Genomic DNA, 13,235 nt, shown 5'->3' with positions numbered 1-13,235 from the left:
TTCAGATCTCGCGTTGTTTCAAACGAGGCACGTACGGAACGCCTTTCAGCCAGAGCCGCATCGCTTCCCAGTGAATGGCTGCGATGACCTTCAAGGTCAGGAAAGGCAGACCAAAGAGCGCCGCCAGCAGGGAGCGGCTCGTCAGAGCGCGGCGTCGCCCACAAAATGCTGCCGCAAACATCGCGCCCTGCGCGCCGCTCTGCAGGATCCTGACTTTCACATCCTGCTGGGGTGGAGAAACGCTGAAACGGTAATACGTTTCCATCTCCATGAAGGGTGAAACGTAGAACGCCTTCGCCTGGTTTTGGCGGATGGCCGAGCCCGCGCTGTCCTGTTGCACTGGCAGGACGTAGGAGTGCATCCCGCCGAAGGTGTTGCGGACTTCGTAGATCATCAGCGCGACATTGCCGGACGCGCCATAGCAGAAGTAGACCGAGAGCGGATTGAACACGTAACCGAAGACCCTGGGATAGCAAAGCAGGAGAACGCGGCCCCCGGACAGGTCGATGCCGTGGTCGGCCGCGAGCTGTCGGGCGTGTTCGCTGAGGCCTGCGCCGCTGCCGTCGCCATGATCGCGCTCGTGAAAGCTGAAGGGGGCCGCTCGGTTGACGCCGAACAGCCGGGATTGGCGATCCGCTTCGCCCAGCCGGTCGAGATCGATCAGCAGACTCATCACGCGATAGGTGAACCTGTGCTGCACGGGGCGCCAGCGCGCGTGCATCACCTTTCCCCAATAGAGCGCGGCGGGCGCTGTCGCAGTCTCAGTTTCGGCTGGTGTAGTTCGGACCATCGCCTTACTCGGCAGCCTCGGCCAGGGCCGGATCCGGTTGACGCCAAGGAAGTTCGACGCCGAGTGCCTCGGCAACGGAAATGCCGGCCTGCAGGCCATCCTCGTGAAAGCCGTAGCCGGTCCAGGCGCCGCAGAACCAGGTTCGACGGCGTCCTTGAATCGCGGGCAGCTTTCGCTGCGCCGCGAACGCAGCCATGTCGTATTGCGGATGGGCGAAGGTGAATTGTCCGAACGTCAGACCGGCCGCCGGCTCGAAGGGAGGGTTGAGGCTGACGAACAAGGGTCTGCGCTCGTCGATCCCCTGCAGCCGGTTCATCCAATAGGTCACCGCGACGTCGTTCAGGGCAGGCGTTTGCCGCGGCCAGCGCAGGAAGTTCCAGGAGGCCCACGCCTGACGCCGCCGGGGCATGAGACTGGGATCGCGGTGCAGATAAATGGTGTTCGGAGCATATCTGATGGCGCCAAGGATGGAACGCTCCGTGGCGTCGGCGTCCGACAACGTCGCCAAGGCCTGGTCGCTGTGACAAGCCATCACCACAGCATCGTAAGTCTCTATACCGCCATGACTGTCGCGGATGGTCACGCCAGGCCCCGTCCGGTCGATCGATGTCACCGCGCAACCTAGCCGAATGTTGTGCTTGAACGAAGTGGTCAGCTTGTCGACATAGCGCCGGCTGCCACCCTCGACCGTGCGCCAGCGCGGTCGATCGAGGTGCAGAAGGCGGTGATTGTCGAAGAAGGCGACGAAGTTCTCCGCCGGGAACGACAGGATGTCGTCGGACGAAGACGACCAGATCGCCGCCCCCATCGGACCGAGATAGTCGGAGAACAGGCGCGGCCCGAACGATTTCCGGCGCAGATATTCGCCGAGGGTCAGGCCATGCAGCCGGCCGGCGCGCAGATCGGCCACGCTCTGCTTGTTGAACCGCGCGACCTCGGCCAGCATGCGGAAATATGACGGGGATGCGAGGTTGCGGGGTTGCGCGAACAGGCCGCAGACCGTTTGCAGGGCGGTCTCGCCGCCACCGCGCCATTCGAACCGGCCGTGGTCGGAGGACAGGGCGAAGCTCATGCAAGTCTCGACGGTCTTCACGCCGAGATGCGTGAACAGCGACGTCAATTGCGGGTAGTTGGTCTCGTTGAACACGATGAAGCCGACATCGACATCGATGGGCTCACCGTCATAGTCGACGCGAACGGTGTGGCTATGCCCCCCCGGCTGCAGCTCGCGCTCGTAAACGGTGACTGCGTAACGTTTCGACAGGAGCCACGCGGCGGCATTGCCGGCAATTCCCGTCCCGATCACGGCCAAACGCATTCTATTTCGCCCCCACTGCGGTACCGTCAGCTGCGGCCCTTGAAGCAACTCTTAGGAAACGTTCGGCGGGAGGTCGCGGATCACTCGCCCGAGCCTGGCGCCGGGGGTGAAACCGCAGCCCGGACATGACGTATCGACAGGGTCAATTTGGGTGAGGACATGATCCTTCCGTACATTCAGGCGGTCGGCTGCATGGCGCTGGGCTTCTGTCTCTTGATGGGATTGGCCTGGGTTATCCAGCAGCGCACGGGAAATTCCGGCTGGGTCGACGCGATCTGGTCCTATTCGTGCGGTCTCGTCGGTGCAGCAGGTGCCCTGTGGCCGCTTGCCGGCTCCTTGCCGGGCCGCCAGGCGCTCGTTGCCGGGCTTGTGCTGCTCTGGTCGGTAAGGCTGGGCACGCACATTGCGCGCCGCTCCGCAGCCGGGATCGACGATCCCAGATATGCGAACTATGCGCGCGAATGGGGAGCGGATGCCCCGCGCCGAATGTTCTTTTTTCTGCAATCACAGGCGCTGGTCTCGCTGCCGCTCCCCTTCGCCGTGTTCCTCGCGGCGCACGCACCGGCGCCGGGGCTGCGGCTGCAGGACTACATCGGCATCGTCATCGTCCTGATTGCCGTCGCCGGCGAGGCCATGGCGGACCGGCAGCTGCGGCTCTTCAAACGCGACCCCTCAAGCAAGGGACAGGTCTGCGATGTCGGTCTGTGGCGCTGGTCGCGGCATCCGAACTATTTCTTCGAATGGCTGGGGTGGCTGGCTTACCCGGTCATCGCGCTATCATCAGGATATGCCTGGGGCTGGGCCAGCCTGGCGGCGCCGGCGATCATGTACTGGATCCTAGTCCATGTGACGGGAATACCACCGCTCGAAGAGCAGATGCTGCGATCGCGCGGCGACCGCTATCGCCGATATCAGGCGCGCACCAGCGCCTTCTTTCCATGGCCGCCGCGGCAGGCTTCGCGATGAACAGTGTCGAGGCCGCCGCGATGCCGGCCAGCTGGGCCGGCAAACCGAATGCGTGGCGGATGTGATCCGCAACGGCTTGTCGAGCGTTAATCTGACGGGCGGCCGATAAGCCGGATGCAGGGCGACGAGACGCGCGACATGAATCTGTTCTTGACCTACCTGGCTGTGGCCGTGACCTTCGTTGCCGTCGACATGGTCTGGCTGACGATCATGGTCGAAAGACTGTATCGACCGGTGCTGGGTGACATGTTGCGGGCTCAGCCGAACCTGCCGGCCGCGGCCGCGTTCTACGTGTTGTATCCCCTCGGATTGATCTGGTTTGCCGTGCTGCCGGCGCAGCAGGATGGCGGCGCGCTGCGCGCTTTCACATCCGGCCTGCTGCTTGGCTGCTTCACCTATGCGACCTACGATCTGACCAACCAGGCGACGTTGCGAAACTGGTCGACCGGACTGACCCTTGCGGACGTGTGCTGGGGATCCTGTCTCGCCGGCGTCAGTGCCTGGATCGGATTTCTTGTCGCGCAGAAGCTGGCGCACTGAGTCGGCGCGACCGCATCACCTTGCATCAGGGGGCCGTCGGGTCCGATTGCTTCCGACCTTCGAGCAGTTCGAACGCCTCTCTGGTTTCCGCGATCTTGTCGGACAAGGATTTGAAGGTCTCGTGAGCCTGGATCTTTGTCGGCTCGTCGAGCAAGAGGCTCGCGAGCTCGACCAGTTGATCGGCCATGCGCTCCATGATTGCGAGCAGCCGATCGACACCGGCCGCGGGCTCGTGGGCGACGACACTTTCGACTTCTCTCACGATCGCTTCGAGCCTTGCCGTCGAGGAGACAAGCCGGTTCTCGCGCCCACGCTCGGGAAATTCAATGATCTCTGCGTCCATGCACGCGTTCTCGCCGGCTTCAAGCCGCAGCCGATGCGCTGAGGCAATCCTTGCGCACCGACAAGATGGTTCGGTGCAGCCAGGTCTTGATCGTGCCCACCGGCACGCCGAAGCGCTGAGACAGGCTCGCGCGGCTCTCGCCTTCGAGATAGGCCAGTGCGACCAGCCTGCGGCGATCTTCCGGCAAGCGGGCCAATGCGCCCAGCGCAATGGGTTCGGCGCTGGCGTAGTCGAAGTGCTCGGTTGGTGACAGCCCGGCCGTTGCGGGGACCGCGAGCGCCTTGTCCAGTTCGACACTGGGCTGCCGCCTGGTCCGCAGCTGGTCAATCGCGGTGTGACGGACGATTGCAGCCATCCAGGTCATGGCCGACGCCCGACCGGGATCGAACCGAGCCGCATTGCGCCAGATCTTCAGGAAACTTTCCTGCAGGATGTCGTCCGCATCGTGCGGCGCCGTCCCGACGGCCAGCGCGATCCTGCGCAGCCTGCCGCGGGTCATCGTATGAAGCTCTGCGAAGGCGCGTGTCTCGCCTGCTGAGACGCGTACCAGCAGTCCGGGCAACATCTCGCTTTGCGCCCGATTGGCGAGGCTCGAACAGGTCATGTCCTGTCTCTCCCTTGCGTTTCCTTACGAAACGCTCCGAGCGCGGGCCCGGATCACCTGACGGGAAAGGGAGCAGCAGTTCAGAGCCGCACGAAGGGCCCGATCAACCGGCCGAGGAAACCGTTCATGCGCAAGTCGCCGGTCATCGCGACCAGGCAGAGGCAAGGACCTTCGTCGCCGACGATGGGGCGGTGATCGACCTCGTCGTCGCCATAGTCGAAATCACCAGGACCGAAGCGTCCGCCCTCATGGCTGAAGCTGCCTTCGAGCACGAGCGTCAGCTCGGTGCCGGTGTGGGTATGCTCGAGCATCCGCGAGCCCGGCGCTGACCGAAGCAGGAAGGCGCGCGCCGTGCCCGAACCGGAGAGCTCGATCGGCCGCAGGCTGAGACCGGGCGCGACCCGCCGGCGCTTGCCGATGCGATATTTGCGCAAGGCCGGTGGAACATCGTCATCGGTGGCCGACGCCGGCGGAGGCGCGGCTATCTCCTTCGGAGCCTCGTGAATTCGTGACATCACGCGATCGAACGCATCCGGTGCGATCGGTGCTGGCTCGACCTCCTCGAGCGCCGCCCCCGCGAGCTGCTCGATGGCCTGCACGAAACGGGCGCAGCGCGCGCAGCCGGCCACATGCACACCGACGACCAAATGATGGGCTTCTTCGAGCTTGCCGGCCGCGAAATCGGCCAGAAGATCTTCCGGCGGATGATGGCTGATCGTCATGCTTCTTCGTCCAAAATGTCTCGCAACCGGTTCATCGCCAGCCTGATCCGGGATTTGACCGTCCCAAGCGGAATCCCGAGCGCGCTCGCGATTTCGGGATGCGGCCTCTCCTCGATGAAGGACAGCCTCACCACCATGGATTGCTCCGCCGAGAGCTGCCGGATGGCCGACGCGATCCGCGCCGCATCCTGCCCGCGCGAAATCAGGATATCGGCCGGCTCGGCTTGATCCGGCTCGTCCGGCAGCTCGGGACCGGCTTGCAAACGGTCTATCCGCGCCCTGCGGCGGAACAAATCGATCCGTAGATTGCGCGCGATCGTGAAGATCCAGGCCGGCGCTCCCGCGGTCGCAGGATCGAACTGGTGCGCCTTCCGCCACACGGCGATCAGGGTGCTTTGAGCGATCTCTTCTGCCTCGTCGGAGCTGCAACCGGCTTTCAGCATCAGCCCCTTGATGCGGGGCGCGAAATGCTCGAACAGCCGCTTGAAAGCCTCCCGGTCGCCATCAGCGGCGACCCGTCCGATCAAATCAGCCCAATCCACCTTTGCCTTTGGCCCTTTGCTCGCACCAATCGACGGCCGCGCCGGCACCATCCGGGGTAAACCGGCTTCAGCCCGGATCGGCACCTTCAAAGCCGGGATAGCAGCGATCATAACACCTCGACAAGCGACCTCTCGGACAAACAACGACCGCCGCCAGCCGCTGGATCACCCCGGGAGGCGCATTGTTGCGAGTTCCCCACGCCTGCCGGGCGTGGCGATCCGGCCTTGGCACCCCGCTTGCTCAGTCATGACCAAAGTCAGGCCTCGGCGGCGAGGCCCGTTTCAGGTTGAGGCAAGCGATGCAAGACATGTCCCGTTCTGGTACTGCCGGCGAGCTCCGGCTCGATGCGTTGATCGCCGATCTGTGGTGGCGCGTTCGGCTGTTGAACACCGACATTCTCGAGGAAGAAGCCAGAGCCGGGGTGTTCGACGTGCAGCAGCCGACCTATCCGATGCTGGCCGCCAACCTCCGCGCGCGGCGCGACAATCTCGTCTCCACGATCGGTGTGCTCGAGCAGCGCGCGAAGTCGGTGTCCGAGGCGGCTTGACTGCTCGTCGCTGACGCGGCAGGTCGGTGATTCAAGGGGCTGCGCTCATCCGATCGGATGACGCCGCCGCCAGTGCATCGATCGTCCGCGCGTGAGGCGTGACACATAACTTCCTCGCGGGTCGATCTAGCTTTGCGTCAGGTGGTTCGCAGTGATCCACCAGGCAAAGGAAAAGACTCATGCGCAATTTCATCCTCGTGGCTTTCGCAGCGATCACCCTGGCGGGCGCGGTGACCCCCGCCAGCGCGCTCACCATCGTGCGCGATCATCGCGATCCGCCCGTCGTGCGCGACCATCGCAATCAGACCATCGTCCGCGATCACCGCAATCAGCCCGAGGTGCGCGACCATCGCCACTAAGCGTTCTGGCGGCGGAGTCGAATCGAACAGGTTCGACTCCGCGTCGGCCGGCGTGGCCGACACGCCTCTTCCCCGAAGACGTTACCGCGACCAGCAATGCACGATCTTTCCAGAAAGCCCGACAATCGCTCCGCGCGCAACGCCGGTGTCCATTCGCGATTGTGAGGCCTGAGCACGCGCCAGGTTCGCGCCGCCGTGCTATGGCTGCCTCTGAAATTTCCCGCGAGGCCGCCATGCTCCCCGTTCCCGCCGACATCTTCACCGAGCCCGAGGACGTCTCGCCCGACGGCCTTGCCAATCTCGGCCCGCTGCGCCGCCTCGCTGGCCGTTGGCAGGCGGACAAGGGCATCGACGTCAATCCGAAGGCGGAGGGACCCGAGCGGCGGACCTTCATCGAGCGCATTCGCATGGATCCGATCGATCCGCAGGCCAACGGCCCGCAGCTCCTCTACGGGCTGCGCTACCACATCCACATCAACACGCCCGAGGAAGACATCACCTTCCACGATCAGGTCGGCTACTGGCTCTGGGAGCCCGCGACCGGGCTGATCATGCAGACGCTGGCGATTCCGCGCGGGCAGGTGCTGCTGGCCTCAGGCAAGGCCGGCCCCGGCGACAAGACGATCTCGGTCACTGCCAAGCGCGGCGACACCGCCTACGGGATCTGCTCGACCGATTTCCTGGAGCAGGCATTTCGCACCGATTCCTACCGCTGCGACATCACCTTCAACGACGACGGCAGTTGGACCTATCTGATCCAGACCGAGTTGTTCGTGCGCGGCGCGCCGTTCAATCATCACGACACCAACACGCTGCAGCTGGTCGCGCCGCCAAAGCTCAATCCGCTCGCGGCGATTGCCAGGGATCGCGCGAGAGGCGATGAGAAGAGCGATGCGGCGGTGTGAAGCGCATTTGCGGAGAATTGCATGAAGCCCTACGTCATCTGCCTGATGCATTCCAGCCTCGACGGCCGCACGCATCCCAGCCGCTGGCGTCCGAAAGGGGCGGGCACCGACTGGTTCGAGAAGATCCATGAGGAGCTCGGCGGCGATGCCTGGGTGATCGGCCGCGTCACCGGATCGGAGTTCGCCAAGGGCCAGCCCTATCCCGCGACGAAGGAGAAGCTGCCGCGCGAAAACTGGCTCGCGCGGCGCGACTCGAAAACCTATGGAATCGTGCTCGATGCGCAGGGCAAGATCGGCTGGGGCCGCTCGGACATCGGCGGCGACCCCATCGTCGTGGTGCTGACCGAGAGCGTTCCGGATTCGCATCTCGCAGGGCTCCGCGGCGAGGGCGTCTCCTATGTCTTTGCCGGCAAGTCCGAGATCGACCTGGCGCTGGCGCTGGACATTCTCCACCGCGAGCTCGGCGTGAAGCGCCTCTTGGTGGAGGGCGGCGGCCTCGCCAATGGCGCATTCCTGCGGGCCGGCCTGATCGACGAGTTCAACCTGATCCTCAGTCCCGCGATCGATGGCGCCACGGGTGCGCCCTTCGTGTTCTCCTCGACGGAGGCGGACAGCGACAAGCGCGCGCCGATCGCGGCAATGACGCTGGAGAGCACGCGGGAGCTCGGCGGCGGTGTGCTGCTGCTGCGCTATCTGATCAAGAACGACCCGCCAGGCGCGAGCCGGTAAAGCCGGCCATGTCCGAGACGTTACAGCATATCGTCATCGTCGGCGCCGGCGCGGCAGGACTGATGGCGGCGCGCGAGCTGGCGCGTGCCGGCCGGAAGGTGACGGTGCTGGAGGCGCGCGGGCACTGCGGCGGCCGCATCCTTCCGCTGCCGGCTGAGGAGTTCGGCTATCCCGCCGCGGGCGGCGCCGAATTCGTCCATGGCGAGGCGCCGGTCACGCGCGGATTGCTGCGCGAGGCCGGGCTGTCGCTTCAGGAGATCGAAGGCGAGCAGTGGAGCTTTGACGGAACGAGGCTCTCGCGCGAGGCGCGTGACGATCCGCACGAGGCGGAGCTTCAGGCCGCGCTGAGGGATTTGCAGGACGATCTCTCCGTCGCCGATTTCCTGCGCCGGCATTTTTCCGGGGATGAGTATGCGCCGATGCGCCATTCGATCGAGCGGATGGTCGAGGGCTATGACGCGGCCGACCCCGAGCGCGCCTCGACGCTGGCGCTGCGCGAGGAATGGATGGATGGCGGGCACGCGCCGCAGGCGCGCATCGATCGCGGCTATGGCGCGCTGATCGACTTTCTCGCGGCGGACTGCCGCAGGCTTGGCGTCACAATCAATCTCGGCTGCGCGGTGACGGCGATCGAGGAGGAGCGCGGCGAAGTTACCGTTCGCTGCGCCGGCGGCGACCGACAAGGCTGCGACAGCGTGATCCTCACCGTGCCGCTGCCTTTGCTGCGCGAGATGACGCTGCCGGCGAGCGCGCGCGCGAGGCTTGCCGCCATTGATGACATCGGCTTCGGCAACGTCATCAAGATCCTGCTGCGCTTCGCGCGGCCATGGTGGCGCGAGCGGCACCATGAGCTCGCAGGCATGACCTTCCTGCTGTCCGAACAGAAGATCCCGGTGTGGTGGACGCAATATCCGAGCCAGCATGCCGTGCTCACCGGCTGGTTCGGCGGCCCGCGCACAAGGGAGCTGGACAGGCTCAATGCGCAGGAATCGATCGAAGCCGGGCTCGATTCACTCGCCGGCATCTTCAAGCTGCCGCGCGAGGATGTCGCAAGCGAGCTGGTGACCGCGGCGGCGACCAACTGGGCGCACGACCCCTTCGCCCGCGGCGCCTATTCCTGGGCGACACCGCGGACGCGCGAGGCGCAAGCGATTCTGGCGCGGCCGATGGCCTGGTGTTGTTCTCCGGTGAAGCGCTCTATCGCGGCCGCGACATGGGCACGGTGGAAGCGGCGCTGGCGAGCGGGGCGGAGACGGCGGGGATGATCCTGCGGAAATGAAAAGAGGCCCGCACACTTGCGGGCCTCATGTCTCACCAGCGTCCGCCGCCGAAGCTGAACGTCACGCCCGGGCCGCCGCCTCCGTAATATCCATACGGCCCGCCGCCGTAATAGCCGTGATGCCGCGGGTAGTAGCCGTAGCTGCGGTAGTGCGGACGGTAGTAGCCGTGATGGTGGTGATGACGGCGCCAATGATGGTGATGGCCGTGGTGCCGGTGCTGCGCGCTGATGTCGGTCGATTGGCCGCCCTGCGCGCTCTGCTTAGCGCTCGAACTGCCTGCCGCGTTCGCCGCCGATCCGCCGGCAAGCGCCGCAGCTCCGACCGCCATCGCGACAATGAGATATTTCATGTCATCACTCCAGTTGAATGTCGTGAGACAACAGATGGGCGTCGGCTGCGTTCCAGGACAGTGCGGGCGTCGAAACGACGCAGTGCGCGGTACATGATTCGCACCCTTGAACGCGCGTCGTGAGATTTATTGTCGCATTATCGCGTCGATCACATTGCTGCCATCACTTGGCCGCGAATGACCCGATCACGTCACGCGTTGTCACGATGCGGGCGAACTCGCCGTTGAGGTTCGACAGCGTCATCGCATGGATCTCCTCGGCTGCGTGCACGTCGCCGTCGGGCCCGATGCGGTCGAACGTCCATGTCGCATCGCGCACGAGGCGCGCGTCGAAGCCGAGATTGCCGGCCATCCGCGTCGTCGTCTCGACGCAATGATTGGTGGTCGCGCCGCAGATCACGAGCGTGCCGATGCCGGCCGCGCGCAGGCGCGTCTCCAGATCCGTGCCGATGAAGGCGCTGTTGACGCGCTTGACGATGACGGTCTCTCCGGGCTGCTCGCGCGCCTCGTCCTTGACGGCATAGCCGGAGCTTTGAGGCAGGAACGACGAGTTCGGATTGGTGCCTTCATGGCGGATATGAAAGATCGGCGCGCCGCGGGTTCTGAACGCCTGCAGCAGATCGGCGATCCGCGCCACCGCATCCGGATTGTTGCGCCGTTTCCCCGCGGCCTCCCATTCGTCGAACGCGCGCTGGACGTCGATGACGATGAGAGCGGGGAGGGCGTGGGGCATGATCGGATCTTTCGCGCGGGTCGTGGAAGCGAATATGCGAGGATGGGGAAGGCGCGCAATGCCGATCTTCCCTCGTTTTGCGACGGGACACGAGAGCGGTCATGCCGGCTGGCGGATGCGCCTCACGGATGCGGATCAGGAAAGCCGTGGCGTTCGGAAAGTGCGGCGAGGATCGCATCCTTGTCGGCGATGAAGGCGCGGCCCTGATGGCTGCCGGTCTGGTGCGGCGATGTCGCGCCGTCGGCCAATACCAGCAGCGGCAGCGACTGGTTCTCCTCGCCAAGAAGCGCGATCACCGGCTGCCGCGGGCGCGGCCACGCGATGCGCTCGACCTCGAGCTCTGCGGCAAGCTGCGGAAACGAGGCCAGCACGCCCTCGATCAGCGCGCAATGCCAGCAGTAGAACAGTCGCCCCGGAAAGGCCGGATCCTCGAAACCGGGCCGCAGCAGAAACAGGCGGTCGCGCGTCATGGGTCGCTCCAAAGCATGGCCGCCTTGCTGAGGATCAAAGCGGCAAGGACTGGCCGGCCTAGGGTCGAGGCACCAAATGGTTGGGAATCGACGAGATGCGAGAGAACGCCATGCCGGGACAGGCGAGTCAACCAGACGGTCTTGCCGACATCAAGACGCTGCCGGAGCTCCTGCGCTGGCGAATCAAGGCGACGCCAGCGGCGGCGGCCTATCGCCATTTCGACGCCGGTGCCAAGCGCTGGGTCAGCCAGTCCTGGCGGGAAATCGATGCCGAATTCGAGCTGTGGCGGCGGGCGCTGGCCGCGGAGAATTTCGCGCCCGGCGAGCGCGTCGCGATCCTGATGCCGAACGGCATCGCGCATATCGCGATGGACCAGGCGGCGTTGTCGCGCGGCCTCGTCCCGGTGCCGATGCACGCCGTCGACAACCCCGACAGCATCGCCTACGTCCTCGTCGATGCCGGCGCACTGCTCTTGTTCGTCGATACCCTGGAGCGCTGGCAGGCGATCGTGGCGACCGGCCAGCCGCTCGACCATCTCAAGCGCGTCGTCTGCGCGGATGCAAGCGGGCTCATCACGCCGAACGCGCGGATCATCGGGCTCGACCATTGGCTCGCGCAAGCCCCTGGGGCGAGCGCGCCGCTGCCCGATGTCGCGATCGAACCGCACGATCTCGCCGCCATCGTCTACACCTCGGGTACCACGGGGCGGCCCAAGGGCGTGATGCTGTCGCAAGGCAACGTCGTCGCCAATGTGAAGGCGATCGCGCGCCGCATCGAAGCCGAGCCGCACGACGTCTTCCTGTCCTTTCTGCCGCTCTCGCACACCTTCGAGCGCACCGGCGGCTATTACTACCCGATCGCGGCCGGCGCCTGCGTCGCCTATGCCCGCTCGGTGCCGCAACTGGCGGAGGATCTGAAGCATGTACGGCCGACGGTGCTGGTCTCGGTGCCCCGGATCTACGAGCGCATCTACGCGCAGATCATGCAGCATCGGGCATCCGCGGGCTGGATCGAGCGCGCGCTGCTCGATCTCACCGTCGCCGTCGGCGGGCGGCGCTTCGACGCGCGGCAGCAGCACGCCATGCCGTCGCTGCTGGACCGGCTGGCCTGGCCGCTGCTGAAGCGGCTCGTCGCCGACAAGGTGCTGGCGCAACTCGGCGGTCGCCTGCGCGTCGCGGTGTCCGGTGGCGCGCCGATCGCGGCGCCCGTCATTCGCCTGTTTCTCGCGCTCGGGCTCGACGTCCTCCAGGGCTACGGCATGACGGAGACCTCGCCGGTGGTCTCCGTGAATACCGTCGAGGATAACGATCCGCATTCGGTCGGCCATGTCCTCGACGGCGTCGAGGTCAGGCTCGGCGAGAACGACGAATTGCTGGTGCGCGGTCCGAGCGTCATGCTCGGCTACTGGCACAAGGACGAGGAGACGCGCCGCGTCAAGGACGCCGATGGCTGGCTGCATACCGGCGACCAGGCCCGCATCGAGAACGGGCGCATCACCATCACCGGTCGCATCAAGGACATCCTGGTCACCTCCACCGGCGAGAAGATCGCGCCGGTGGATCTGGAGACCGCGATCCTCGCCGATCCCTTGTTCGAGCAGGCGCTGGTGGTTGGCGAGCAGCGGCCGTTCCTCGCCGCGCTCGTGGTGCTGAATGCCAAGGCCTGGGTAGAGGAGAAGGAAAGGCTGGCGGCGCGCGGCCAGCAAGGCGGGGCGGCGGAACGGGCGGCGCTGCTGGCGCGGATCGCCGCGGCCGTGAAGGCCTATCCGTCCTACGCCACACCGCGCGCGGTGTGGTGGACGCTCGATCCGTGGACCATTGCGGCGGGCCTGCTGACGCCGACGCTGAAGAACAAGCGGCCCGCGCTCGAGCGCCGCTTCGCGGACGAGATCGAGCACATCTATGCGAAGAAGGCGAATGTTTCGGCTCTCCCCGCGAGCGCGCTCACGTCCTCTTGAACGTTGCTTCCGCCGCGCTTGATCCAGCGCAACTTCGGCCGCTGCCTCCGCATGCAATGTCGCCCACGACAAATTCGTA

16 protein-coding genes and 1 pseudogene are annotated in these 13,235 nt (G+C 65.5%); 8 read left to right on the top strand and 9 right to left on the bottom strand.

Features of this window, described 5'->3' with window-relative positions; all coding sequences use genetic code 11:
- Position 1: 1 nt before the first annotated feature.
- Together AC0WRY_RS31825 and AC0WRY_RS31820 are read right to left on the bottom strand one after the other, a co-directional pair.
- Entirely contained in the window at positions 2–721 is a 720-nt protein-coding gene (locus tag AC0WRY_RS31825) for a DUF1365 domain-containing protein (protein WP_491122344.1), read from the bottom strand.
- A 73-nt stretch (positions 722–794) separates the two neighbouring features.
- Positions 795–2,108, bottom strand: a complete 1,314-nt coding sequence (locus AC0WRY_RS31820) for an NAD(P)/FAD-dependent oxidoreductase (protein WP_491122343.1) — start codon at positions 2,106–2,108, stop codon at positions 795–797.
- Between the two features lie 192 nt (positions 2,109–2,300).
- Here AC0WRY_RS31820 and AC0WRY_RS31815 point away from each other — a divergent pair, with 192 nt between their 5' ends.
- Entirely contained in the window at positions 2,301–3,074 is a 774-nt protein-coding gene (locus AC0WRY_RS31815) for a DUF1295 domain-containing protein (protein ID WP_491122342.1), read from the top strand.
- A 138-nt stretch (positions 3,075–3,212) separates the two neighbouring features.
- Positions 3,213–3,614, top strand: a complete 402-nt coding sequence (locus tag AC0WRY_RS31810; protein WP_211416589.1) for a DUF2177 family protein — start codon at positions 3,213–3,215, stop codon at positions 3,612–3,614.
- Between the two features lie 25 nt (positions 3,615–3,639).
- On the opposite strand, the gene AC0WRY_RS31805 is transcribed toward AC0WRY_RS31810, so the two are convergent.
- The 4 genes from AC0WRY_RS31805 to AC0WRY_RS31790 all read right to left on the bottom strand — a co-directional run bounded on the left by AC0WRY_RS31805 (position 3,640) and on the right by AC0WRY_RS31790 (position 5,825).
- The gene (locus AC0WRY_RS31805; RefSeq protein WP_491122341.1) at positions 3,640–3,957 is read right to left on the bottom strand and encodes a hypothetical protein; all 318 of its coding nucleotides are present in this window, start codon (positions 3,955–3,957) and stop codon (positions 3,640–3,642) included.
- 19 nt (positions 3,958–3,976) lie between these two features.
- Positions 3,977–4,561: an RNA polymerase sigma factor gene (locus tag AC0WRY_RS31800; RefSeq protein ID WP_491122340.1), complete on the bottom strand. Its 585-nt coding sequence runs from the start codon at positions 4,559–4,561 to the stop codon at positions 3,977–3,979.
- An 80-nt stretch (positions 4,562–4,641) separates the two neighbouring features.
- A complete protein-coding gene (locus AC0WRY_RS31795) occupies positions 4,642–5,283 on the bottom strand; it encodes a ChrR family anti-sigma-E factor (RefSeq protein ID WP_491122339.1) in 642 nt (213 codons plus the stop codon).
- On the bottom strand, positions 5,280–5,825 hold the full coding sequence (locus AC0WRY_RS31790; protein WP_491123523.1) for a sigma-70 family RNA polymerase sigma factor: 546 nt from the start codon (positions 5,823–5,825) through the stop codon (positions 5,280–5,282). Before AC0WRY_RS31790 ends, AC0WRY_RS31795 begins: the two co-directional genes overlap by 4 nt.
- Before the next feature lie 299 nt (positions 5,826–6,124).
- On the opposite strand from AC0WRY_RS31790, the gene AC0WRY_RS31785 reads away from it, so the two are divergent.
- The 5 genes and pseudogenes from AC0WRY_RS31785 (at position 6,125) to AC0WRY_RS31765 (ending at position 9,645) form a co-directional block, all read left to right on the top strand.
- A complete protein-coding gene (locus tag AC0WRY_RS31785; RefSeq protein ID WP_491122338.1) occupies positions 6,125–6,373 on the top strand; it encodes a hypothetical protein in 249 nt (82 codons plus the stop codon).
- Between the two features lie 179 nt (positions 6,374–6,552).
- A complete protein-coding gene (locus tag AC0WRY_RS31780) occupies positions 6,553–6,732 on the top strand; it encodes a hypothetical protein (RefSeq protein WP_211415712.1) in 180 nt (59 codons plus the stop codon).
- A 233-nt stretch (positions 6,733–6,965) separates the two neighbouring features.
- A complete protein-coding gene (locus tag AC0WRY_RS31775) occupies positions 6,966–7,637 on the top strand; it encodes an FABP family protein (RefSeq protein WP_491122337.1) in 672 nt (223 codons plus the stop codon).
- Between the two features lie 21 nt (positions 7,638–7,658).
- Entirely contained in the window at positions 7,659–8,366 is a 708-nt protein-coding gene (locus AC0WRY_RS31770) for a RibD family protein (protein WP_491122336.1), read from the top strand.
- Positions 8,367–8,374: 8 nt separating this feature from the next.
- Positions 8,375–9,645: pseudogene (locus tag AC0WRY_RS31765) on the top strand (flavin monoamine oxidase family protein).
- A gap of 32 nt (positions 9,646–9,677) precedes the next feature.
- Here AC0WRY_RS31765 and AC0WRY_RS31760 read toward each other — a convergent pair.
- The 3 genes from AC0WRY_RS31760 to AC0WRY_RS31750 all read right to left on the bottom strand — a co-directional run bounded on the left by AC0WRY_RS31760 (position 9,678) and on the right by AC0WRY_RS31750 (position 11,198).
- Positions 9,678–9,995 carry a hypothetical protein gene (locus AC0WRY_RS31760; protein WP_211415716.1) on the bottom strand — a complete coding sequence of 106 codons (318 nt, stop codon included), beginning with the start codon at positions 9,993–9,995 and terminating at the stop codon, positions 9,678–9,680.
- A 163-nt stretch (positions 9,996–10,158) separates the two neighbouring features.
- Positions 10,159–10,728 carry a cysteine hydrolase family protein gene (locus tag AC0WRY_RS31755; protein WP_491122335.1) on the bottom strand — a complete coding sequence of 190 codons (570 nt, stop codon included), beginning with the start codon at positions 10,726–10,728 and terminating at the stop codon, positions 10,159–10,161.
- 122 nt (positions 10,729–10,850) lie between these two features.
- Complete coding sequence (locus AC0WRY_RS31750) at positions 10,851–11,198, bottom strand: DUF3088 domain-containing protein (RefSeq protein ID WP_194404651.1); 348 nt, start codon at positions 11,196–11,198, stop codon at positions 10,851–10,853.
- Between the two features lie 95 nt (positions 11,199–11,293).
- On the opposite strand from AC0WRY_RS31750, the gene AC0WRY_RS31745 reads away from it, so the two are divergent.
- Positions 11,294–13,156, top strand: a complete 1,863-nt coding sequence (locus AC0WRY_RS31745; RefSeq protein WP_491122334.1) for an AMP-dependent synthetase/ligase — start codon at positions 11,294–11,296, stop codon at positions 13,154–13,156.
- Positions 13,157–13,235 lie beyond the last annotated feature (79 nt).

It is taken from the genome of Bradyrhizobium sp. T-12 (genome assembly GCF_058314695.1).
This window is presented reverse-complemented; position numbering and strand designations above follow the sequence as displayed.